The following is a 22,441-nucleotide window of genomic DNA, read 5'->3' as shown; positions in this document are numbered from 1 at the left end:
GAGAAAAGACCATGAAGAGACGTATCAGCACACGGGCGGGCCTGACGCTGGGCACCGCCTTGGGGATGGCCGTTCTGGCCGGCGGCGCGGCGGCGCAGGATTGCACGACCAAGGTGGGCGCGGTGCTGCCGACCTCGGTCGACTGGGGGCGGCCCATCGCCGAGACCGCGCAATTCGTCGTCGATCAGGTCAACGAGGCCGGCGGCGTCGCGGGCTGCCGGATCGAGATGGTGCTGCGCGACACCCAGGTCGATCCCAAGGTCGGCGTGGACGCGGCCAAGGCGCTGGTCGATCTCGACGGCGTTCAGGTGCTTCTGGGCGCGGTCTCGTCGGGGGTGTCGATGCCGATCCTGACCTCGGTGACGGTGCCGGGCAAGGTGATGCAGATGTCGTGCTGCTCATCCTCGACCGCCTTCACCACGCTGGCCGAAGAGGGCAAGGCCGGCGGGCTGTGGTTCCGCACCTTCGCCACCACCGGCGTGCAGGCGGCGGTGGGGGCCAAGGTTGCCGCCGATCAGGGCTACAAGTCCGTGGCCATCCTCTACAAGAACGACGACTGGGGCCAGGACCTGGGCAAGCTGATCGCCAGCGATTTCGAGGCGCTGGGGATCGAGGTGACCGCCTCGGTGGCGATCAATGACGGCCAGCCCTCGTTCCGGGCCGAGGTGACCGAGGCGATGGCGGGCAATCCGGATGCGCTCTATCTCGGGCTCTACCCGAACGAGGGCACCGCGGCGGTGCGCGAGTGGCTGTCGCTGGGCGGCACCCAGAACATGATCCTGGCCAATTCGCTGAAATCCGACGAGTTCCGCGACAATGTCGGCCTGCAATACCTGGGCAACGCGCTGGGCACCGACACCGCCTCGCCGCGGGTCGCCAGTGCCGACGCCTTTGTCGAACGCTACAAGGCGCGGTTCGACTCCGAGCCGAACGGTCCGGGCCTGGCCAACAGCTATGACGCGACGATGATCGCGCTGCTGGCGATGGAAGCGGCAGGCAAGGACGCCACCGGCGAAGAGATCGCCGCGCAGGTGAGCCGCGTGACCGACCCCGAGGGCACGCCCGTGACCGCCGATGCCGAGGGGTTTGCCGCCGCGCGGCAGGTGTTGGCCGATGGCGGCAGCGTCATGTACCAGGGCGCCACCGGAAACGTGCGTTTCGACGCCAATGGCGACGTGTCCGCGCCCGCCGTGGTGTGGAGTTTCACCGAGAGCGGCACCGAGGAGGTGCAGTATCTCTCGCTGGACGAGGTGGACGGTTTCATCGCCTCGTTGAAGTGACGGCCCGGCCGGACCGGGCCGCGCGCCCGGTCCGGCCGCCACGCGGGCTATTGCAGGTTACGCGCGGCAGCGGACATGCCAAGCTCCGGGCATGGCGCGAATCAACATGGAACAGCTGCACACCTTCCTGGCCGTCGTCCGGCTGGGTGGGGTGCGCAAGGCGGCGGTTGCGCTGAACGTCACCCAGCCGGCGGTGACCGCGCGGATCAAGAACCTCGAAGAGATGCTGGCCTGCGAGCTGTTCGACCGCACCGCGACCGGCATGAAGCTGACCAAGCGCGGCGAGCTGCTGCTGTCGCATGCCGAGAAGTTCGAATACCTCTCGCAACAGGTCGAGAAGGACGTGGTGGATCCCGCCGGGGTCGAGGACCACCTGCGGCTGGGCGTGTCGGAGACCGTCGCGCAATCCTGGCTGCCGGACCTGGTGTTCCGGCTGCACGCGCTCTATCCCAAGCTCGAGATCGAGTTCAATGTCGACATCTCGATCAACCTGCGCGCCGGCCTTCTGAACCGCGAGATTGATCTGGCGATCTTGCTGGGGCCGGTGTCGGAGTTTTCGGTGGACAATATCGAGCTGCCGGGCATCGACCTGGGCTGGTATGCCGCCGCCGATGCGCCGGAATGCCGGGACGCCAGCGCCTACCTGACCCGCCCGGTGCTGACCTATGCCCGCAACACGCGGCCCTATCGCGAGCTCAAGGAACTGCTGTTCGAGCGGGTCGGGCCGGCGGTGTCGCTGTTTCCGTCCACCTCGCTCTCGGCCTGCTTCCGCCTGGTCGAGGCGGATCTGGGCGTCGGCGCGCTGCCGCGGGTGCTGGCGCAGGACTATGTCGCCGCGGGGCGGATCCGCGAGTTCGATCCGGGCTGGGTGCCGAGCCCGCTGCGGTTTTCCGCCTCTTACTTGGGCGAGCCCAAGAGTCACCTGGTCGAAACCGCCGCCAAACAGGCGTTCGAGGTCGCCGTGGCCTATCAGGGTGATAAAAATGCGTGATACATGCAGAAAAGAATCTTCGATTTGACCTTATAGCCTGCACCTGTGACGCTTGCGGCACCGAAGAGGAGCAACCGTGACCGACACATACGCCACTCTCAAGACCGCCGAACTGGGCCGGGTGCGCGCGGCCATTCGCGCGGGGCGTTACCGGTCGCACACCGCCGGGCTGGGCCGCGGTCACCTGCAGGCCAACCTGGCGATCATGCCCGAGGATCAAGCGCTCGACTTCATGCGGTTCTGCCAGCGCAACCCCAAGCCCTGTCCTCTGACCGGGGTGTCGGACACCGGCGATCCGATGATGGTCACGCTGGGGGCCGATATCGACATCCGCACCGATGTTCCGGCCTACAACATCTACCGCGACGGGCGGCTGGACGGGACGGTAACGGACATCTCCGACATCTGGCGCGACGATCTGGTGGTCTTTGCGCTGGGCTGTTCGTTCACCTTCGAACATGCGCTGCAGGCGGCGGGCATCGACATGTGGCACATCGCCAACGACACCACCGTGCCGATGTTCCGGTCCGGGCTGGACACGGTTCCCGCCGGGCCCTTCGCCGGCAAGATGGTCGTCTCGATGCGGTTCGTGCCGCAAGATCGTATCGACGAGGTGATCGCGATCTGCCGGCGTTACCCGCTGGCGCATGGCGCCCCGGTGCACTGGGGCGATCCCGCCGCGATCGGCATCGGCGACATCGCCCGGCCGGACTGGGGCGATCCGACCCCGCAGGCGCCGGGCACCGTGCCGGTCTTCTGGGCCTGCGGCGTCACACCCCAGGTGGCGATCGAAAACGCCCGCCTGCCGCTCTGCATCACCCACAAGCCCGGTCACATGCTGATCACCGACATCGCCGAAGATGCCGAGGTGCCGGTGATGGCGCCGGGCACCCTGATAACAACACCCCCATCCCAACAAGGAGCAACACCATGAAAACCGCATTGAGCATACTTGCCACATCGGCCGTTCTGGCCGTTCCCGCCGCGGCCGAGGAACTGTCCGTTGTCGGCAGCTGGTCCAGCCTGCCGCTGCACAAGGAATACGAGGCCCCGTTCTGGAGCGAGAAGCTGCCTGCCGCGTCGGACGGCAGGATCAACGTGAACCTGACCACGCACAACCAGATGAACCTGGGCGTCGGCGACGTCTACCGCCTGCTGGGCGACGGGGTCTATGACGTGGCGATGACGGTTGCCGACTATGCCGTGGCCGACGCGCCCGAGCTTGAAGGGCTGGACGTGCCGCTGGTGGCGCTGACCGCCGACGAGGCGCGCGCGATGGTCGACGCCGCCCGCCCGATGGTCTCGGACATCTATCGCGACCGGTTCAACAGCCACGTCCTGGCCATCGCGCCCTATCCGCCGCAGGTCGTGTTCTGCAACGCCGAGATCTCGGGGCTGGACGATCTCGAGGGCAAGAAGGTCCGCGCCTCGGGCCGGATGACCGCCAAGTTCCTCGAGGCGCTGGGCGCCGAAGGCGTGAATGTCAGCTTCTCCGAAGTGCCCGGCGCGCTTCAGAAGGGCGTGGTCGACTGCGCCGTGACCGGTGCCGGCTCGGGCTATTCCGCCGGCTGGTGGGAGGTGTCGACCCACCTGATGCCGATCCCGCTGGGCGGCTGGGACAGCGTCGTCACCGCCATGAACCTCGACAAGTGGAACAGCATGGACGAGGACCTGCAGACGCTGATCAGCGAACAGATCGAGACCGAGTTCGAGGATCCCGCCTGGGCCACCGCCCAGAACGCGCTGGTCAACGACATCGCCTGCCTGACCGGCAACGGCGACTGCCCCTCGGGCGACGCCCGCGACATGACGCTGGTCGACGTGTCCGATGCCGATTTCGAACGCGCCCGTGAGGTTCTGGTGAGCGAGGTGCTGCCGGAATGGGCCGAGCGGGCCGGAGATGAATGGGCCGCGCGCTGGAACGAGAGTGTCGGTCAGGCCGTCGGCGTGACCATCGCCACCCAATAGGCGGCCTGTCCCGGGGAGGAGACCAATGGCACAGAAACTGCTCGGCACCTTGCGTGGCCTGAACAAGCTGGTGGCGATCCTGATCGGGATCGTGTTGCTGGCCTGCGCCGCGATCGTGCTCGCCGATATCGTTCTGCGCCAGTTGGGCTCCTCGCTGGGCGGCACCGACGAGATCAGCGGATACGTGATGGCGATCGCCACCTCCTGGGGCATGGGCTATACCCTGCTTGAACTGGGCCATGTGCGCATCGACATCCTCAGGGGGCGCACCGGCAATGTCGGGCGGGCAGTCTTCGACCTGTTTGCCATGGCCGTGCTGTCGGGCACCGTCACGCTGATCGCGCTGCAGTCCTGGCCGGTCCTGGCACGTTCGCTGGCCAACGGCTCGCGCGCCAACACGCCGCTTGAGACCCCGCTCGCGCTGGTCCAGACGCCTTGGTTCGCCGGCTGGATCTGGTTCGCCGCCGTTGCCTGGCTGACCTTCGCCGCCGCCCTGATCCTGGTGCTGCGGGGCGAGTTCCGCCAGTCCGAGGAGGCCATCGGCTGCTTCGGCGAAGAGGAGACGGCGCGATGATCACCTATGTCACGGTCGGGCTGCTGGGCCTGCTGACCCTGTCGATCCCGGTCGGTATCGTGCTGTTTCTGCTGGGATTCGGCGTCGATGCGTTCTTCAGCCCGTTCCCCCTGGTCAAGGGGCTGGGCAACCTGGTCTGGTCGACCTCGAACAACGCCACGCTCATCGCGATCCCCTTCTTCGTGATGCTGGGCGAGATCCTGGTCCGCTCGGGCATCGCCACGCGGACCTATGCCGCGCTCGACCGTTGGGTCAGCTGGCTGCCCGGCGGGCTGGTGCATGCCAATATCGCCACGGCGACGATGTTCTCGGCCACATCGGGATCCTCGGTCGCAACTGCCGCGACCGTGGCCACCGTGGCCATGCCGCAGGCCGAGAAGCTGGGCTATGACCCCAAGCTGTTTTCCGGCGCCATCGCCGCCGGCGGCACGCTGGGGATCATGATTCCGCCCTCGATCAACCTGATCGTCTACGGGTTCCTCACCCAGACCTCGATTCCGCGGCTGTTCCTGGCCGGCCTGGTTCCCGGTCTGGCGCTGGCGCTAGGCTTCATGCTGATCACGATGCTGCTCTGTGTGTTGCGACCGTCGCTGGGCGGCGAGCGGCGGGTGTTCCCGCTTGCGGAGATGTTGCGCGCGCTGGTGCAGCTGATCCCGATCATCCTGCTGTTCACCGTCATCATCGGCACCATCTACAAGGGCTGGGCCACACCCACCGAGGCCGCCGCCGTCGGTGTCGCCGGCGCCATCGTGATCGCGGCGCTGTTCGGCGGCGTCAGCCTGCGCATGGTCGCCGAGAGCATCCTGGGCACGGTCAAGATCACGTCGATGATCATGCTGGTGGTGATCGGCGCGTCCTTCCTGAACTTCACCCTCGCCTCGGCCGGTCTGGGCCAGGAGCTGCAGAGCTTCCTCGACGGTCTCGGCCTGTCGCCCCTGGGCACGATCTTCGTCGTGGTGCTGATCTACATCGTGCTGGGTTTCTTCATCGAAACCCTCTCGCTGATGGTGGTGACGATCCCGATCATCGTGCCGCTTGTCGTGGCGCAGGGCTTCGACCCGATCTGGTTCGGCATCCTGATGATCGTGCTGATCGAGATGGCGCTGATCACGCCCCCGGTCGGGTTGAACCTCTATGTCGTGCAGGGCGCGCGCAAGAGCGGCCGGATGAGCGAGGTCATGCTGGGCACGATCCCCTATGTCATCGCCATGCTGGTCATGGTGGCAGCTCTGATCGCCTTTCCGCAGATCGCCCTGATGCTGCCCGACGCGCTGCAATAGAGCCATGCAGACCTCGACCGACACCTCCTGGCCCAGGATCCGCACCGCCGGTTTCGACGGCTTCCTGGTCAGTTTCGGCGACCGGCTGAGCGAGCCCGCGAACCGTGCCGCGCTGGCCTTCCGGGACGCGGTGGACCGGGCCGGCTGGGACGAGGTGCAGGAGACCTCGACCTCGCTGGTCTCGGCCTACCTGCGGTTCGATCCGCTGGCGCAGGACCATGCGCAGGTCCACTCCTGGCTGGCCGCGCTGCTGGAGGACACCGACTGGTACGACGCGCCCTTGCCCGAAGGCCGCCGCTTGTGGCGGGTACCCACCGTGTTCGGCACCGATCTCGCGCCGCAGCTCGAGGAGGTGGCCGACCTGGCCGGCCACAGCCCCGAGGCGGCCATCGAAGCGATCTCGCAGACGCGGGTGCGGGTGCAGACGATCGGCTTTGCCCCGGGCATGCCCTATCTGGGCGAGCTGGGCGAGGAATGGGACATCCCGCGCCAGACCGGCCTGACCGCGCGCGTGCCCGAGGCGGGGCTTTGCGTGGCGATCCGCCAGCTGGTGCTGTTCCCGGTAGCCACGCCCACCGGCTGGCGCCAGATCGGCCAGACCGCGTTCCGCCTGTTCCGTCCCGAGAGCGACACGCCCTTTGTCCTGCGCCCCGGCGACGAGGTGCTGTTCCAGCCAGTGGAGCGGGACGCGCTGGACAGCTTGCGCGTTGAGGCCGATGGCGGCGCGGTCAGCGAGGCGATCGAATGACCCGCGAGCTGATCGTCCACCGCGCCGGGCCCGGCGTCACGGTGCAGGACCTGGGCCGCCCCGGCTACCTGGCCTTTGGCCTGTCGCGCGGCGGTGCCGCCGACCGGCTGGCGCTTGCCGAGGGCGCGGCGCTGCTGGGGCAGGGCGCGGATCTCGCCGCGGTCGAGATGGCCGGGATGGGCGGCGAGTTCGAGGCCGGCGAGGATCTGCGCATCGCGCTCACCGGTGCGCCCATGCGCGCGGCCATCGACGGCGCCCGCGTTGCCTGGAATGCCAGCCACTTTCTGCCCTCCGGTGCGCGCCTCTCCATCGGCGCGGTCGAGGCGGGCAGCTATGGCTATCTCCATCTGGGCGGCGGGTTGGACTGTGCGCCCGTTCTCGGCGCGCGGGGGGCGCATCTGGCCGCCGGCATCGGCGCGCCGCTGGAGCCGGGCGCCAGACTGCCGGTGGGCAAGGACTCGGGGTCGGGCGGGACCGGGATGGTGCTGGACCCGGCGCCGCGCTTCGACGGCGGCACGCTCAGGATCCTGCCCAGCCTGCAGACCGATTTCTTCGACCCTGCCGAAACGCGGCGGTTCGAGTCCATCGCGTTCCGCCGCGACACGCGCGGCAACCGGATGGGCGTGCGGCTGCTGCCCGACGGCGACGGGTTTCACAGCAGCGCCGGCCTGAGCGTGCTGTCCGAGGTCATCGTGCCCGGAGACGTCCAGATCACCGGCGACGGCACCCCCTATGTGCTGCTCAGCGAATGCCAGACCACCGGCGGCTATCCCCGGATCGGCACCGTGCTGCCCGTGGACCTGCCGCGCGTGGCCCAGGCGCAGGCGGGCGCGACCCTGCGGTTCCGCTTCGTGACGCTGGACGAGGCGGTCGGGATCGAACGGCAGGAGCAGTCGCACCGCGCCGGGCTGCGCAAGGACCTGCAACCGCTGATCCGCGATCCACGGCGCATCCCGGACCTGCTGTCCTACCAGCTGGTCAGCGGCGTGACGGCGGGCGACGACTGAACCCGCGTCGCGACACGGTTCAGGAAAGGTTCGGAAGGGCAGTTCGAGAGTGTTCTGGCTTGGGTGGTAGGATTTAGAATCTGAAATATAAATATTGTTATCAATTACCTGGGGGGAATCTATTCGACAAATACTGCGGGAATTGTTGCGGGATGCCACCAAATCAAAACGAACTGAGCTCACCTCTCATGGCAGATTTCAGAAGGTCTGTGACTTGGGAACGCTTTGAACTGCCCGGCTCAGTTTCCATCCGTTTTCTGTGAAGTTCTAAGACCGGTTGTCAGGCGACCAACTGCGAGCGCAAAACCCAATGCCCAACATCTTTCATGGTCGCCTCAGTCACCACACCTGGTTCTTGTCTGACCCATGCTTGGAGTAGGCCAACGTATGCCTCCTTGCGATAATGTCCCGAGAAATGGTGCAACTATGCTCTTCGGCCCTGGCTCGGCCGCAGTCACAGCGCGGCGATAGTCGCCGGGTCCATGGGTGCAGTGTCGCAATTGGCGGCGACGGTTTCCAGTATGGCGCATCAGCTCGGCAAGTTTTTGAACGCGCGGTTCGAACGCATCGATCAGCTTGGCCCAGTGGTCTTTCGGTGCCGTGAGGGTATCCTGGTCGAAGGCGGTTCTGAGCGCCGCAGTGACGATCGGGCGGTCCTTTTTGCCGACGCCGGCGAGTGCGTTGCGCATGAAGTGGACGCGGCAGCGCTGGACGGTGGCGCCGAGCACCTTGGCTGCGGCGGCCTTCAGGCCCTTGTGATCATCACCGATGATCGGACGGGTGCCGCGCAGGCCGCGGTCGGCGAGAGAGCGCCGGCACCACAGAACTGGTCGACATCCAGCGCCATCAGCCGGTCCGCGACGAACCCAAGCATCTCGGCCAGCAGGTGGGTGTCGGAAGTCTCTGACAAAAGCGCGCGCAAGGCCGCGGCCTCTGATAGGGTATCTTTGCTCATGGCTGATCTCCTCGGTCATGGGTCAGGTCGGCAAGCCGAACCCTGGCCGAAGAACAACCGTGGCCGTCAAGCGACCCGCACGGGAACTACACCAACTGTCGGGACACTGCTTATCTGTGCTGAACGAACGGTCAGGCGCAGCAACACCCTTTGCTATGTTTTGCCTGACGGGTCCCTTCGTGATTTAAGGCTCTGCACCGTTCGCTTTGGAAACACAGAAAGTCAGAATGACCATGGCCAATGAGCTTCGCAAAATTCAAACGCAAGGTGTGCATCATATAACCATTACGGGCGCCGACAGGCAGACTTCCATCGATTTTTGGGAGGGCGTATTGGGTATGCCATTCATCTTTGATCAACCCAATCTCGACCGTCCAACAGAAGGCCATCTCTATTTCGATCCCGGTGATGGGCGGCTGATAACGATCTTCACCAATGAAGATCGCAAACCCGACCCCACGCATGTACCCGAGGCCACAGGGTCACTGCATCACTTGGCGTTCAACGTGAGCCAGGCGACCTTCTGGCAGGTGCCCAAAAGGCTGGACGCGCGCGGTGTCGAACATACTGGGCCGGTTGATCGCGGTTTCATGGATTCGATTTATTTTCGTGATCCTCTGGGTCTTCGCATCGAACTGGCGAGCTACCGGTTCGAACCACCTGAGGGTACTCGACATGCAGATGTCATGATCGAAGCCCACCGGATCCGCGTGGAGCGCGGCGACCACCACATCGACAAGGAACACCTTGCAGATGCCATCGAACTTCTTGTCGAGCGTGGCCAACAGTCGCTATCGCCTGACCGTGGACCGCGCAATCCATACTGATTGCACGGGGTGAAGTTGCCCAATAATCCAAGCTGCGCCATGACCCGATTGTTCGCCGGAGGTCAATCGGCATCCAATCGTGCCCCCCTGTCGGCGTCCAATACTGCCCCTCTCGGTGCTAAGCTGGCCCGGCGCTGCGTGGTCTTCCTTCAACGCAGCGGCGCCGGGTCAGCGTGGTTGCAGCGTGGCGCTATGCGCGGTTCTTGAAGCGCCAGCTTTCGTTGCCGGTCTCGACGATCTCGCAATGGTGGCTGAGCCGGTCGAGCAGAGCTGTGGTCATCTTCGCGTCGCCAAAGACGGCCGGCCATGCGCCGAAGGACAGGTTGGTGGCGACGGTTACCGAGGTGCGCTCGTAGATCCGAAAGGCCGTGACGAAAAAAAGCCCCGCCATCACTTGAGGCAGCCACGGTCGCATTGCGTTTGCCAAGTCTGGAAAGGCCAGCCCGCGGACCAGCCCCACCACCAGACCCCGCCGGCCGTGCCGGGCGCAGAACTCCGACGCCCGGGGAAGCGGGGTCATTGCGGTCCGGATCGCATTGTTTCAGGCAGCCACATGGCCAGATCCGGAAACAAGATCAGGACAAAGCACATCACCACCATGATAAGGAACATCGGCAACGCGGCTTTGGCGATATATCCCATCTCGTGTCCCGTCATGCCCTGCAGCACGAAAAGGTTGAAGCCGATGGGCGGCGTGATCTGCGCCATTTCGACGACCACGATCACGAAGATGCCGAACCAGATCAGGTCGATACCCGCCTCGACCACCATGGGTTCCACAACTGCCATGGTCAGCACAACCGACGAAATCCCATCGAGGAACATGCCCAAAACGATATAGAACACCAGAAGCATCATGAGCAGCTCAAACCGCGACAGCTCCATCGAGCCGATGCCATCAGCCAGCGCCCGGGGCAGGCCGGTGAAGCCCATCGACAGCTTGAGGAACGCCGCGCCGGCGAGGATCAGCATGATCATTGCGCTCGTGCGAGTGGCTCCCATCAGGCTTTCGCGGAAGCTGTCCCAGTTGAGCGAGCCCTGGCTGATGGCGAGGATGATCGAGCCGATCACCCCGATCGCCGCAGCTTCGGTTGCTGTCGCAGTGCCGGTATACATCGATCCGATGACCACCATGATCAGCAGCATGACCGGCAGCAGGAAGCGCGAGTTCTTGAGCTTCTGCCCGAAAGTCAGCGCCGTTTCGACCGTCGGCGCCCAGCCCTTGGACAGGACCGAGTAGGCCGCAACGTAGCCCATGAACATCAGGGCCAGTACAAGGCCCGGGAAGACGCCGGCAAAGAACAGCTCGGTGATCGATTGGTTCACGGCGACACCGTAGACGATCAGCGCCAGCGATGGCGGGATCATCAGACCCAGCGTTGCTGCCCCTGCCAGGGTGCCGATAACAAGATGTTCGGGATATTCTCGCCTTCGCAGCTCGGGGATGGACATCTTGCCCACCGTGGTCAAAGTGGCTGCCGAGGAGCCCGACACAGCGGCAAAGACCGTACAACCGACGATGTTGGTGTGGACCAGCCCGCCGGGCAGGCGCGCGAGCCAGGGCGAGAGGCCCTTGAACATGTCTTCCGACAGTCGGGTGCGGTAGAGGATTTCCCCCATCCAGATGAAAAGCGGTAGCGCGGTGATGGTCCAGCTCGACGACATGGCCCACATTGTGGTGATCATGGTGTCCCCTACAGGACGGCTGGTGAACAGTTCCATCCCCACCCACGCCACGCCCATCAACGCGATGCCGACCCAGACGCCCGTGCCAAGAAGCAGGAACAGTACGAAGAGAAACAGACTGATGGCATAAAGTTCGGTCATGGCTCTACTCTCCGAAGCTCTGGTCGACGATGCTGGAGCCCATGCGATGTGTGCCTTTCCGCAGGACCGAGATCAGGTTGTCCGCAAAGGCGATCAGCAGGACGCCCCCGCCGGTGACCATGACCGATTGCGGGATCCAGAGTGCGCTGGCGTCCTGGGCCTGACTGACTTCGTTGAATTTCCAGGACCAGTAGACGAACCAGTAGGCGTAGTAGACGAAATAGGCGATGACGGCCGTGGCGATGCCAAAACACCAAATCTCAAGCAGCCATTTCACGCGGTCTGGCACGGAATTCAGGAGGATCGACACCCGGATATGGGCGCCGCCATTGAGCGCGCTGGCGAAGGCCAGAAAGCTCGCCGCGGCCATCATGTAACCGGCATATTGCGGTGCGCCGGGAAATACGTCGCCGACCCAGCGGGCAACCATTTGCACCACAATCAGCACCAGTATGGCGACAAGGCACAAGGCTGCGAGTGCCCCCGATACCTGGTAAAGTCCATCGAGGGCCCTGCGGATCACTCCTTGTTTGCTTGTCATTTTCCGGTCTCCTTGCGGGGAAAGTCGTCAGGGCGCCGCGCGCCGAAGCATCCGGCGCGCCGCGGTTCACAGGGGGCTGAGGTCTATTCGGCCTTGGCCGCCTTTTCTCGGTAGGCGTCGATAATTGCCTGACCCTCTTCACCCGTGGCTTCGAGCCATTCAGCAGTCATCGTCTCACCGATGGCGCGCAGCTCTTCCAATAGCTGCTCACCGGCAGGTTGCACGGTCATGCCACCGGCCGCGAGGCCCGCAAGGGTGAAGCCGGTATATTCCTTGGCACGCCACGTGCCGGCATATTCGGCAAGGCCCGCGCAGGCATTGATGACGTTCTTGTTGGCGTCCGATACGTCTTCCCATGTGTCCATGTTGACCATGATGTAATTGCGCGGCAGCCAGGCATCGACCTCGTAGAAATGGCTGAGGCTTTCCCAGACCCGGCGGTCGTAGCCGGTGGCCCCGGACGATACCATCGACGACGCCACGCCTGTCGCAAAGGCCTGGCTGATCTCGGCGGCTTCGATGGTGACCGGCAGCATGCCTGTCAATTCGGCCAGACGGTTGGTCGCGTTGTTGTAGGAGCGGAACTTGATACCCTCCATATCGGCGACCGAGTTTACTTCCTGATTGAAGTAAAGGCCCTGGGGCGGCCATGGAACTGAATAGAGCAGGTGAAGGTTCTGACCCTCGAGAAGCTCGCGGAGGGACGGCTCTGCTGCTTCATAGAGCATCGCGTGCTCATCGAACGAGCCAACGAGAAACGGAACGGAATCGAAGCCGAAAAGCGGGTCTTCGTTCTGGTGGGCGGACAGAATGCGCTCCCCGATCGGGACCTGGCCGGTCTGGATCGCACGTTTGATATCTGCGCCCGCGAGCAGCGACCCGCCGGAGTGCGTGACGATCTCGATCTCGCCGCCGGTGCCGGTGGTCACGCATTGTGCGAATTCCGCGCCGGTGACTGAGTGGAAGTTTGACCCGGCATACGCCATCGGCATGTCCCAGGTTTCAGCCACGGCAGGAAATGCCACGGAAGCGGCGGCCATGCCGACCGCAATGTGAGTGAGTTTCATTGTCTACTCTCCTTGTTGAGTTGGGTTTATTGTAAGTTCACCCGGCAAACCGTGCCGGATCGTAGGGGCGCATGTCCATGTTCGGAGTTTGCCCGGACATGAGCTGCGCCAAGAGGCGCCCCGTTTTGGGGCCTCCAGTCAGGCCTATGTGATGATGACCGAAGCCCACATAGATGCCTGTCCGACCCACCTGCCCGATCAGGGGCAGGCTGTCTGATGGGGCCGGGCGATGGCCTTGCCATTCAACCTCTTGCCCCGATGCGAGATGTGGAAACGCCTTGCGGACTTCCTTTCGCAAAAGTGCCAAAGGTGCCGCGGCTGGGCCTGCCTCAAGCCCGCCGAATTCCACGATTCCCGCGCATCTGAGGCCCGCTTCCATGGGGGTGGCGACGAACTTGCCAGCCGCCACCATCATCGGAACGCGCGGGCCTCCCGTCGCGTCCTCGAAAACGATGTGATAACCGCGCTCAGTCTCCAATGGGATCGATAGGCCCAGCCGTTTCATCAGTGGCTTCGACCATACTCCGGTCGCCAGAACGGCGTCGGCGCACGGGATCGGGCCCGTCGTGGTTTCCACAGCGCTGATCCTGTCATCGGTGAAGCTGAAATCCTTGACATCGGCCTGATGCCAAATCCCGCCGAGGCTCAGAAACTCTTCGGCCAAGGCTGCAACGTAGCCACCGGGATCGCGCACGAATCCATGATCCTTCATCACAGCAAGACAGGTGACTGCTGGCCCGAGGTTCGGTTCGTAAGCGGATACCGCCTCGCCTTCGATCAATTCCGGTTCAAAACCGGCGTCCCGGCGAAGGCCCCAGACATAACTGTCCGCATCAAAGGCCGCGCGGTCAGCGTAGGCAAAGGTGTAGTCGCTGTTCACAATCCAATCCGCGGCACGCGTACCGTCGCTAAGCGCGCGGTGCTGATCGGTGGCATCGCTGACGATCGGTGTGAGACCTTCTGCGATGCGACGTGTATCGCCGTCATTGGCGTGGCCCAGATACTTGATCAACCACGGCAGAAGCCGTGGCACGTAGGACCAGCGCAAGAACAGCGGGAAGTTCGGATCGAGAACGAACTTCGGCCCTTTCAGAATCAATCCAGGGGTTGTGACTGGCACCATGGAGCAGTTCGCAATCACCCCGGCGTTACCATAGGACGTACCCTGACCGGGCGCACCGCGATCAACCAGAGTGACCGGCACACCGCTTCGCCGCAGCCAGATCGCCGTTGAAACGCCAACGATCCCTGCGCCGATCACAACTGTTGGATGACTGGTCGTCATGCCTGCGCACCTAAGGGTTGAGATACCGTTTTTTCCGAGATGCTATTCCGGGCAAGACGTGAAGTTCGTGGCAAAGGTCCAAAGTGATCCCGGGCGCGCTGGACATTCATTGGCATCGACAAATGCTCCAGCTTCAGATCCATGATCTCGCGTTCGTTTCCCAACATGCCTCTCCCCCGAGCGGCAACACACCGCCGCGATTGGAATTTACCATGACATGGGGGAGACATCATTTCTAATACAACATTTTGGCAATTGTATAACCTTTGGTGATAAGGTTGCCCATGGCCATTCGATTTCGACAGTTGCAAGCGTTCCATGCCATCTATGAGAGCGGCACAGTCACAGGCGCCGCCTTGGTGCTGGGTATCTCACAGCCTGGCGTTTCCAATTTGATCTCTCAGCTTGAGCGAGAAGCAAAGTTCAAGCTCTTTGCACGCGTCAGGGGCCGTTTGATCCCTACCCCTGAGGCTGGCGTTCTATATCGGGAAGTCGACACGGTAGTGCGTGGGCTGGATCACGTTGGCCAAGCCATCACGGACTTGCAGAACAAGCAAGGTGGACAGCTTCAAGTCGCTTCGCAACACGCGCTGTCTTTCGGGTTCATGCCGCGTCTGATTGCGCAATTCGCCGAAAATCGACCGGACATGTCGATTTCTTTTCAATCGCAATACTCGTCGAAAATTCAAGAATGGGTCGTTGCCGGATTGTTCGAAATCGGCGTGTGCGAGGCGCCGCTGCTGTACGATGAACTGGACGCGCACCCGTTCAGCCTCGAGATGGTCGTTGCCCTGCATCCAGAAAACCCGCTGACGCGACACTCTGTGCTGACGCCTGAAGTTCTGGCAGGAGAGCCGCTTATCGCCATGGGGCCAGATCACATGAGCCATCGACGCACCCGTGAAGCCTTTGACACGGCCGGGGTGCCCTGGACGGTACGCGTGCATTCGCATCTGTTCAAGAACGTCCTGAGCTTCGTGCAGGAAGGCATGGGTGTTGCCATTCTCGACCCGCTGCTCTTGCAGCATGAGAAAGCCGGCGGTTTCGTGACACGCCCTTTCAGACCCCGGATCATGATGGACAATATCGTTGTCACATCCCGTGACCGGCCCATGTCCGCGCTTGGTCGTGCCTTTCTGGAAGTGCTTCTAGAGGAAATTGAAAAGAGCTGCTCCTAGGGAGTTCTGGCAGACACTGCGGATTGTTGACCTTCCCACCGATATCCGGGCCATTGCGAACCGGAATTTCCCACCCTTGAGAAGACCAGGCAGGAAGACCCATGAAGCGAAAGCGTTTCACAGAAGGGCAAATCATCGGTGTGCTGAAGGAGAGCGAGGCTGGCGCGAAGACAGATGATATCTGTCGGCGTTACCCGCCGCGCAAGTTGCAGAGCAAGACCTATACGGGGCCGGTCACGCCTTCGGGCTATCGGCGGTTCAGGCATGTCCGCGATCAGCTTGAGCAGGACGGCGTCCGCATCTGTCTGCCGACCGGCAAATGATACCAAGACAACATCGGGAGAAAACAGCCGATCTTATGGGGCGCGCTTGTCTGCGGAGGGAACGAAAGGTGCGGCCCCTCCGGACGGATCGCTCGTTTCATTGCCGCGAGAAACCCGTGACAGTCCGAGGTCGTCGAGGATGGCATAGAGCGAGGGGATCACGAGCAGGATCAGGAGCGTCGATGCCAGCAGGCCGAACACGACCGAGATCACAAGCGGCTTGAGCGTCTGCGCCTGGGTGGAGCGTTCGGCCAGAAGCGGCGCCATGCCCATGATCGTGGTCGAAACCGACACCATGATCGGCCGGAACCGGGCGCGGACGGCCAGCCCGGCGGCGCGCGTCACCGGTGCCCCGGCACCCGCGCGCTCCTTGATCACGCCGACCAGCAGGATCGCATTGTTCACGACGATGCCGGCCAGCGAGGCGGCCCCAACCAGCGACGGCATCGAGATGTTGTAGCCCATCGCCAGATGTCCCCAGATCACGCCGAGAAAGGCGAGCGGGATCGTCAGCATCACGATGACCGGCTCGACATAGCTGCGGAACTGGAACGACAGCACGACATAGATGCCGACGAGGCCGATGACAAAGCCGCGCAGGATCGAGCCGACCGTCTCGGCGGAACTGGCTGCCTGCCCGCCGATTTCGAAGCCGAGGCCCGGCACTCGGGCGGCGAGCGCGGGCAGGAAGGCATCGGTCATCTCGGCGGTGATCGCGTCGGCATTGCCTGCGCGCCCGTCTACCTCCGCCTGAACGGTAAGGGTACGGGCGCCGTCGATCCTGGTGATGGTGCCCCAGCCACGCGCCTCGACGATATCGACCACGGTCGGCAGCGGCACCGTCGAGCCATCGGACAGAGCCAGGGTGAAATTGGCAAGGTCGGCGCGGGTGTCGCGATCGGGGAGGGGCAGCAACACCTCGATCTCGTGCGCGATCTCGCCCGTGCGCACGTCGGCAAGCTGAGTGCCCAGGAAGGCCGCCCGCACCTGACCGGCCACATCTGACGCGGTCAGGCCCAGCGCGTCGGCCCCGGTCGCGAGACGCAGGCGCAGCTCCGGCTTGCCAGGGCGCAGGTCGAGCATCGCGTTGCGCACGCCCGCATAGCTTTCCAGCTCCGCCAGCGTGGTGCGGCCGGCCTCCTGCAGGATGTCGAGATCGGGGTGCGTCAGGCGCAGTTCGACTGCAATTCCCTGCGGCCCGATCCCCGGCTCGGTCAGGAGCAGCGAGGGGACGCCAGGAAGCGCGCCGATCTCGTCGCGCCACGCGGCGATCAGCGTGTCGAGATCGGTTGTGCGGGTCTCCGCCCCGAGCAGGTCGGCCGAGACAGTGGCCACATGCGCGCCGCTTTCGCCGGCTGAGGCATTGCGATTGAACCGCGTGATCGTGCGGAGAACCAGGTCCTGGCCGTCCGGCTGGTCAGGTGCCAGACGGTCGTTGACGCGGCCAAGCGCCGCCTCCACCTGCGCCACGGCCGCCACGGTGCGGGCCAGAGGCGTGCCCTGCGGCAGCAGGAGCCGCGCCTCCAGTACGTCGCCGTCGATCTCGGGCATGGCCTCGCGCTTGACCAGGCCCCCAGCGAGCGCGCCCACCGTCAGGATCAGCGCCCCGAGCGCCAGGCCGGTGACGAGGTAGCGCCGGGCGATGGCGAGATCCGCCACCCGTCCAACCCCGCCGTCGCGCAGCCGCGCGAAGCCGGCATCGAAGCCCCGGCGGAAGCGCGACGGCGCGCGAGGAGCGCGGTTGAGGCTGACCTTGAGGTGGTGCGGCAGGATCAGGAACGCCTCGACCAGGCTCGCCGCCAGCGCCGCGAGCAGCACCAGCGGCAGCACCTCGAGCACCGCGCCGAGCTCGCCGGAAAGGAACGACAGCGGCGCGAAGACCGCGACGGTCGTCAGAAACGAGGACAGAACGCCTGGCGCCACCGCCATTACCCCGGCGGTGACGACCGCAAGCGAAGCGCCGTCCCGGGCCACTCGGACCGCGATCGATTCCGACAGCACGATCGAGTCGTCCATCACGATCCCGATCGCCATCAGGAGTGCCACCAGCGTCAGCATGTTCAGTGAGAGCCCGGTGACGGCCATCCAGACGAAGGCGCCGAGGAACGCCACCGGCAGGCCCATCGCCGCCCAGATCGCGAAGCCGGGCCGGAAGAAGAGGCTCATCACCGCGACCACCAACACAAGGCCGATCACGCCGTTCTTCACCAGCATCTCCAGCCGGTCGCGGATGATCGAGGTCACGTCCTGCACCACCGCGACGCGCAGGGCCGGCGGCATTTGCGCAGTTTCCTCCTCCACGAGGGCCGTCACCGCGTCGAGCGCGCGGAGCGCATCAGCGGTCAGCGGCTTGTGGACCTCGAGCAGGATTGCCCGCGCGCCGTTCACGAGCGCGCGTTCCTCGGGCGGCTCGAAGCTCTCCGTGATGCTGGCGATCTCGCCCAGCTTCAGGCTGGCGCCGTTCGGCAGGGTCAGGATCGACAGCGCCGCCAGTTCGTCCGCCGTCCTCCGCTCCTCGACGAAGCGCAGTCTGAGATCGGCGGCAGCGGTCTCCAGCGTTCCGGCCGGCAGGTCGAGGCTCTGGGCGCCGAGCGTCGCCGCCAGCCGTTCCGCCGTCAGCTCGTACTGGGCCAGCACGTCGCGCCGGGCGGTGACACGGAACTGCGCCGCGCCGACACCCGAGGGGACCACACGCGCCACGTCCGGCAGCGCGGCGATGCGGTCGGCGAGGCCTTGGGCGTAGAGGTCCATCTCGCGCAGCGGCACGTCGCCCGACACCGCGACCGAAGCCACGAGGTCCGTCCGGTGCAGTTCGCGCACGATGGCCGGGTCGGCGCGCGAGGGAAAGACGTCGATGGCGGCGACTTCGGTGCGCAACTCGTTGACGAAGCGCAGCGTGTGGCCGCCGTCTTGCATCGTGGCGACCGCGCGGGCGCGATTGTCCTGGGCGGTGCAGGTCAGCTCCTCGAGCGCCTCGACGCCCTGCACCCCGTCCCAGAGCGGGCGGCAGATCGCGTCCTCCACATCCTCGGCCGCCGCGCCGCGATAGACCACGATGATCTCGGCTTCGGTTGGTCGGAAATCCGGAAAGGTCTCGCGCTTGAGCGTCGGGAATGCCGCGAAGCCGGCCGCGACGAACAGGACCAGCAGTAGGTTGGCCGCCGTCGGGTGAGCTGCGAACCAGCGGATCATAGCTCCGGTTCCACCGGCCGCAGCGCCATGCCGGGGATCGCCGGGGCGATGTCGTCGAGCACCACGCGTTCGCCCGGCGCCAGCCCCGCGGTGATCACCGCCAGTCCGTTCTGTCGAAACGCGGGCGTGACCTCGCGCAGGTCGAGCCGGTCATCTTCGCCGACGACGAAGACCTGCTCACCGTGCAGTGCGCCTTCCGGGATCGTCACCGCGTCGGCCAAAACCGCTCCGGTCAGTGTGACCTCCACCTGCAGGTTCGGCACCAGCGGGAGCCGCAAGGGCGGATTCGCACCGGCATAGGGCGCCGCGACCTCGACCACGACCGGCACGGTGCGGGCCTGCGGATCGAGCGCACCTTCGATCCGCGTCACGCGGCCCTGCCAGATCTGGCTCGGGTCCGCGATCGGCCGCAGTTCGGCCTCGAGCATTGCGCCCGGGCCGCTGCGCATGGCGGCGAGGATGTCAGCGGGCGCTTTGGCGCCCGCGAGCAGGCGGCGGAACGTCGAGACCGGGATCTGCGCCAGCACCTCGACCCGTTCGACGCCGTCGCCGGACAGCAGGGACTGACCGACGGTGACATATTGATAAGGGTCGGTGGTGACCCCGGTCACGCGCAGGTCGAACGGCACGGTCACGGACGTCTTCTCCAGATCGCGCCGGGCGCGGGCGAGCGCGGCTTCGGTCCGCGCCCGCTGCGCCGCGACGCGCTCGCGCCGCACAGGGACGAGTTCCAGCGTATTTTGCAATTCAGTCACCATGCGGCGCGCCGCAAGAACGGCGCGTTCGGCTTCGTCGGCGCGGATCTGTGGGGCCGTGCCCTGATCGACCAACAGGCGCGTGCGGGTCAGGTCGGCTTTGGAGAGAGCCAGCCGGGCCTCTTCCAGTTCCAGCACGCGGTCGGTGTTTGCGGCCTCGGCATCGATTTGCGCCACCTCTGCCGCAAGCGTGGCCAGATCCGCCTCGGCCTGCGCGATGGCAAGCTCGTAATCGGCCGGATCAATCTCGATGACCGTGGTGCCGGCCGCAATCAACTTGCCGTTTTCCAGGTCGGGATGCTGCCGGAGGACAGTGCCGCGAACCTCCGCGACCGCGGTCCAGTTGTCGGCCGCGCGGATATTGCCCCAGCCTTGCGCCCTTGGGCGAATTGCCTGCGCCTCGGCCAGCGCGAAGCGCACTGGAAGCCCGGCGGGCTCGGAGTTCACGCGCTGCGGCGCGGGCGCGCGCGAGACCAACCATGCCGCCGTCGCTGCGCCGAGAACGATCGGCAGAAGAAGCCAGAGGGCAGAGCGGCTGCGCATGTGCTGATCCTTCCCGATCTGGATGGCACTGGTGACAAACGGGTTGAAAACGACTCCATCCTACTTAGTTAGTAATTGATCGCTAACAATAGGGCATCCGATGTCGACACGCAAATCAGCATCAGACCGAAAGGCCGAGATAATCGGAGCGGCCCTGACTCTGGCGGATGAACTCGGTCCGGACAGGATGACGACCAATGATGTCGCCCGCGCCGTTGGGCTGACGCAGCCCGGTGTATTTCGGCATTTTCCGACGAAACACGCCCTTTGGGTCGCCGTGGCCGAGCACATCGCCGCCAGGCTGGACGAGGCTTGGCAGGACGCCATCGATACGGCTGCGTCTCCCGAGGCGCGTCTGCGCGGTCTCGTCTTGGCGCAGTTCGCGCAGATCGAAGCCTGCCCGGCGCTGCCGATGGTCCTGTTCTCGCACGAACTCAACAGCGACAATCCGAGTCTGCGCACGGCTTTCCAGGCGCTTCTCATGCGGTTTCAGAAACATCTGGAGGGCGCCTTGCGGGACATGCAGGCGAACGGCGGCCTGCGCCCCACGCTCGCGACCGCGGATGCGGCGTTGTTTTTTACCTCGCTGATCCAGGGCCTCGCGATCCGCCACAACCTGGCCGGCCGCACCTTCTCACTCGTGCACGAAGGTGAGCGCCTGTTCGACATCCAGCTTGCCATGATGCCGGCCAACACACGGACGTGAAGGAGACCGAAGTGAAATTCCCGATGCCCTCGCTGCCGCTTCGGATCGCCGCCGCTGTGGCTATTCTGTTCGGCGCGCTGACGGTCGTGTCGGGCTGGCGGGCGCTTTTCGGCGGCGTCGATATGGGCGACGTCGTAGCCTTCGTGCTCTGGTTCAACTTCCTCGCCGGTTTCGCCTATGTCATCGCCGGCATCGGTCTCTGGCAGGCAAGGGTTTGGGGCGTGAAGCTGTCCGCCGCGATCCTTGTTGCGACCGGCTTCGTCTTCGCGGCTTTCGCCATCCACATCCTGCAAGGCGGTGCCTTCGAGCCGCGAACGCTGGGCGCGATGATCCTGCGAACCTTCGTCTGGGCAGCGATTTCGGCAGCTGGCTGGCGGAGCGTCACATCCCGCGGAGCGCCACAATCGTGACGGTGGCGGACTAGTCCCACGCCACACAAGCAACCACCCAGTCCGTGAGAGGAGAAAAGACCATGACTTCCAATCAAAAGACCATTCAAAATCTCAACAAGGCGCTGCAGATGGAGATGAGCGCCGCCCACCAGTATCAGCTCCACGCCCACGTCCTGGAGGATTGGGGGTTGGGCAAGCTGGCGCGCCAGATGCGGCAGGAGATGCAGGAGGAACTGGGCCATTCGGACCGCTTCATCGAGCGGCTGATGTTCCTCAAGGGTGATCCCGAGATCGCGTTCGAAAAACCGCCCGCTCGCGCGACGTCGCTGGTCGACATGTTCAAGGCCGACCTCGCCGACGAGGAAGGCGCCATCGCCTTCTATACCGAGGCGGCCCGCATGGCGGGTGACGCAGGCGATATCGGATCTCGGTCGCTCTTCGAGGGGATCGTCCTGGACGAGGAGGGCCACAAGGCGTGGCTGGAGCTTCAGCTCGATCTGATCGAGCGCATCGGCGAACAGAATTACGCCAGCAAGCAACTTTCGACCGAGGAAGGCGAAGGTGAATAGCTGGTCCACGTTCCAAACACGAACCTGATACGCTGTTGCCCAGCGAAGGTGGGCGAGCTGCAGTCTTCTACATCGCAACAGAGGATGCTCGTCCGCCAGCTACGTTGGCGAAGGTTGCTGTTGCAGCAATGCCGTCTGTAGCCTGCGGAAATTCCTGTGCTGTTCAGACTGGCAACCTGAACACTTCGACGCCGGTGGCACTTGCCGAGACGAAACGGAAATCGAACATTCGCTGGCGCTCATGCGTCTGCGGCAGCAGGTCCGTCGCTCCCGCATCATAGCCGTGTTTCTCCATTGCGCCCGCTCGCTGCGGCCTGGCCAAACGACCGGGTTGCGGAGAGGCTGTGTGAAAACTCCCATTGTTTTCTGGGGGATGGTATGCTTTCCGCGAGAAATGCGGAGTCATTCCATGGGGCAGTTTATCGAGGGCTTA

At 64.6% G+C, this 22,441-nt stretch carries 21 protein-coding genes and 3 pseudogenes; 14 read left to right on the top strand and 10 right to left on the bottom strand.

Annotated features, from left to right (window positions below; translation table 11 throughout):
* Positions 1–11 precede the first annotated feature (11 nt).
* From BMX57_RS09365 to BMX57_RS09330, 8 genes are all read left to right on the top strand, one after another.
* Positions 12–1,280, top strand: coding sequence for an ABC transporter substrate-binding protein (locus BMX57_RS09365; RefSeq protein WP_092365638.1), 1,269 nt, complete (start codon positions 12–14; stop codon positions 1,278–1,280).
* Between the two features lie 91 nt (positions 1,281–1,371).
* Complete coding sequence (locus BMX57_RS09360; protein ID WP_092365635.1) at positions 1,372–2,271, top strand: LysR family transcriptional regulator; 900 nt, start codon at positions 1,372–1,374, stop codon at positions 2,269–2,271.
* A gap of 76 nt (positions 2,272–2,347) precedes the next feature.
* The gene (locus BMX57_RS09355; protein ID WP_092365633.1) at positions 2,348–3,205 is read left to right on the top strand and encodes a putative hydro-lyase; all 858 of its coding nucleotides are present in this window, start codon (positions 2,348–2,350) and stop codon (positions 3,203–3,205) included.
* A complete protein-coding gene (locus tag BMX57_RS09350) occupies positions 3,202–4,239 on the top strand; it encodes a TRAP transporter substrate-binding protein (protein ID WP_092365630.1) in 1,038 nt (345 codons plus the stop codon). Before BMX57_RS09355 ends, BMX57_RS09350 begins: the two co-directional genes overlap by 4 nt.
* Before the next feature lie 25 nt (positions 4,240–4,264).
* Positions 4,265–4,813: a TRAP transporter small permease subunit gene (locus tag BMX57_RS09345; protein ID WP_092365628.1), complete on the top strand. Its 549-nt coding sequence runs from the start codon at positions 4,265–4,267 to the stop codon at positions 4,811–4,813.
* On the top strand, positions 4,810–6,093 hold the full coding sequence (locus BMX57_RS09340; protein WP_092365625.1) for a TRAP transporter large permease: 1,284 nt from the start codon (positions 4,810–4,812) through the stop codon (positions 6,091–6,093). Before BMX57_RS09345 ends, BMX57_RS09340 begins: the two co-directional genes overlap by 4 nt.
* Positions 6,094–6,097: 4 nt before the next feature.
* A complete protein-coding gene (locus tag BMX57_RS09335) occupies positions 6,098–6,841 on the top strand; it encodes a 5-oxoprolinase subunit B family protein (protein WP_092365622.1) in 744 nt (247 codons plus the stop codon).
* Positions 6,838–7,848 carry a 5-oxoprolinase subunit C family protein gene (locus BMX57_RS09330; protein ID WP_092365619.1) on the top strand — a complete coding sequence of 337 codons (1,011 nt, stop codon included), beginning with the start codon at positions 6,838–6,840 and terminating at the stop codon, positions 7,846–7,848. Before BMX57_RS09335 ends, BMX57_RS09330 begins: the two co-directional genes overlap by 4 nt.
* Before the next feature lie 524 nt (positions 7,849–8,372).
* On the opposite strand, the pseudogene BMX57_RS21095 reads toward BMX57_RS09330, so the two are convergent.
* Positions 8,373–8,660: pseudogene (locus BMX57_RS21095) on the bottom strand (transposase); the annotation flags it as partial.
* Entirely contained in the window at positions 8,594–8,803 is a 210-nt protein-coding gene (locus tag BMX57_RS20785; RefSeq protein WP_218142423.1) for a hypothetical protein, read from the bottom strand. The pseudogene BMX57_RS21095 and the gene BMX57_RS20785, both read right to left, overlap by 67 nt.
* A 227-nt stretch (positions 8,804–9,030) precedes the next feature.
* Here BMX57_RS20785 and BMX57_RS09320 point away from each other — a divergent pair, with 227 nt between their 5' ends.
* Positions 9,031–9,630, top strand: coding sequence for a VOC family protein (locus tag BMX57_RS09320; RefSeq protein ID WP_229724232.1), 600 nt, complete (start codon positions 9,031–9,033; stop codon positions 9,628–9,630).
* Positions 9,631–9,820: 190 nt separating this feature from the next.
* Here the strand turns inward: BMX57_RS09320 and BMX57_RS09315 are convergent.
* From BMX57_RS09315 to BMX57_RS09295, 5 genes and pseudogenes are all read right to left on the bottom strand, one after another.
* Positions 9,821–9,985: pseudogene (locus tag BMX57_RS09315) on the bottom strand (ATP-binding protein); the annotation flags it as partial.
* Positions 9,986–10,146: 161 nt separating this feature from the next.
* Complete coding sequence (locus BMX57_RS09310; protein ID WP_092365613.1) at positions 10,147–11,457, bottom strand: TRAP transporter large permease; 1,311 nt, start codon at positions 11,455–11,457, stop codon at positions 10,147–10,149.
* A 4-nt stretch (positions 11,458–11,461) separates the two neighbouring features.
* Positions 11,462–11,998 (bottom strand): TRAP transporter small permease, encoded by a 537-nt coding sequence (locus tag BMX57_RS09305; protein WP_092365610.1) that lies wholly within the window; start codon positions 11,996–11,998, stop codon positions 11,462–11,464.
* Between the two features lie 83 nt (positions 11,999–12,081).
* Positions 12,082–13,065, bottom strand: coding sequence for a TRAP transporter substrate-binding protein (locus BMX57_RS09300; RefSeq protein ID WP_092365607.1), 984 nt, complete (start codon positions 13,063–13,065; stop codon positions 12,082–12,084).
* A 37-nt stretch (positions 13,066–13,102) separates the two neighbouring features.
* Positions 13,103–14,350: an NAD(P)/FAD-dependent oxidoreductase gene (locus BMX57_RS09295; RefSeq protein WP_092365604.1), complete on the bottom strand. Its 1,248-nt coding sequence runs from the start codon at positions 14,348–14,350 to the stop codon at positions 13,103–13,105.
* Positions 14,351–14,634: 284 nt separating this feature from the next.
* Between BMX57_RS09295 and BMX57_RS09290 the strand changes: the two genes are divergently transcribed.
* Both BMX57_RS09290 and BMX57_RS20415 read left to right on the top strand, forming a co-directional pair.
* On the top strand, positions 14,635–15,528 hold the full coding sequence (locus tag BMX57_RS09290; protein WP_092365601.1) for a LysR substrate-binding domain-containing protein: 894 nt from the start codon (positions 14,635–14,637) through the stop codon (positions 15,526–15,528).
* A gap of 101 nt (positions 15,529–15,629) precedes the next feature.
* Positions 15,630–15,722 (top strand): annotated as a pseudogene (locus tag BMX57_RS20415) (transposase); the annotation flags it as partial.
* A gap of 162 nt (positions 15,723–15,884) precedes the next feature.
* Here BMX57_RS20415 and BMX57_RS09280 read toward each other — a convergent pair.
* Positions 15,885–19,043: an efflux RND transporter permease subunit gene (locus tag BMX57_RS09280; RefSeq protein ID WP_092365595.1), complete on the bottom strand. Its 3,159-nt coding sequence runs from the start codon at positions 19,041–19,043 to the stop codon at positions 15,885–15,887.
* Positions 19,040–20,341, bottom strand: coding sequence for an efflux RND transporter periplasmic adaptor subunit (locus BMX57_RS09275; protein WP_092365592.1), 1,302 nt, complete (start codon positions 20,339–20,341; stop codon positions 19,040–19,042). The genes BMX57_RS09280 and BMX57_RS09275 overlap by 4 nt, the downstream gene beginning before the upstream one ends.
* Before the next feature lie 100 nt (positions 20,342–20,441).
* Between BMX57_RS09275 and BMX57_RS09270 the strand changes: the two genes are divergently transcribed.
* The 3 genes from BMX57_RS09270 to BMX57_RS09260 all read left to right on the top strand — a co-directional run bounded on the left by BMX57_RS09270 (position 20,442) and on the right by BMX57_RS09260 (position 22,008).
* Positions 20,442–21,047: a TetR/AcrR family transcriptional regulator gene (locus BMX57_RS09270; protein WP_092365589.1), complete on the top strand. Its 606-nt coding sequence runs from the start codon at positions 20,442–20,444 to the stop codon at positions 21,045–21,047.
* 11 nt (positions 21,048–21,058) lie between these two features.
* On the top strand, positions 21,059–21,457 hold the full coding sequence (locus tag BMX57_RS09265) for a hypothetical protein (RefSeq protein WP_425304880.1): 399 nt from the start codon (positions 21,059–21,061) through the stop codon (positions 21,455–21,457).
* Positions 21,458–21,519: 62 nt separating this feature from the next.
* Positions 21,520–22,008: a bacterioferritin gene (locus BMX57_RS09260; protein WP_092365586.1), complete on the top strand. Its 489-nt coding sequence runs from the start codon at positions 21,520–21,522 to the stop codon at positions 22,006–22,008.
* Between the two features lie 163 nt (positions 22,009–22,171).
* On the opposite strand, the gene BMX57_RS21005 is transcribed toward BMX57_RS09260, so the two are convergent.
* A complete protein-coding gene (locus BMX57_RS21005; protein ID WP_280513592.1) occupies positions 22,172–22,303 on the bottom strand; it encodes a hypothetical protein in 132 nt (43 codons plus the stop codon).
* Positions 22,304–22,441: the final 138 nt, after the last annotated feature.

The sequence above is a fragment of the Cribrihabitans marinus genome (genome assembly GCF_900109035.1).
Lineage (GTDB): Bacteria > Pseudomonadota > Alphaproteobacteria > Rhodobacterales > Rhodobacteraceae > Cribrihabitans > Cribrihabitans marinus.
Note: the sequence above shows the minus strand (reverse complement) of the source record. Positions and strands in the feature narration are given on the sequence as shown.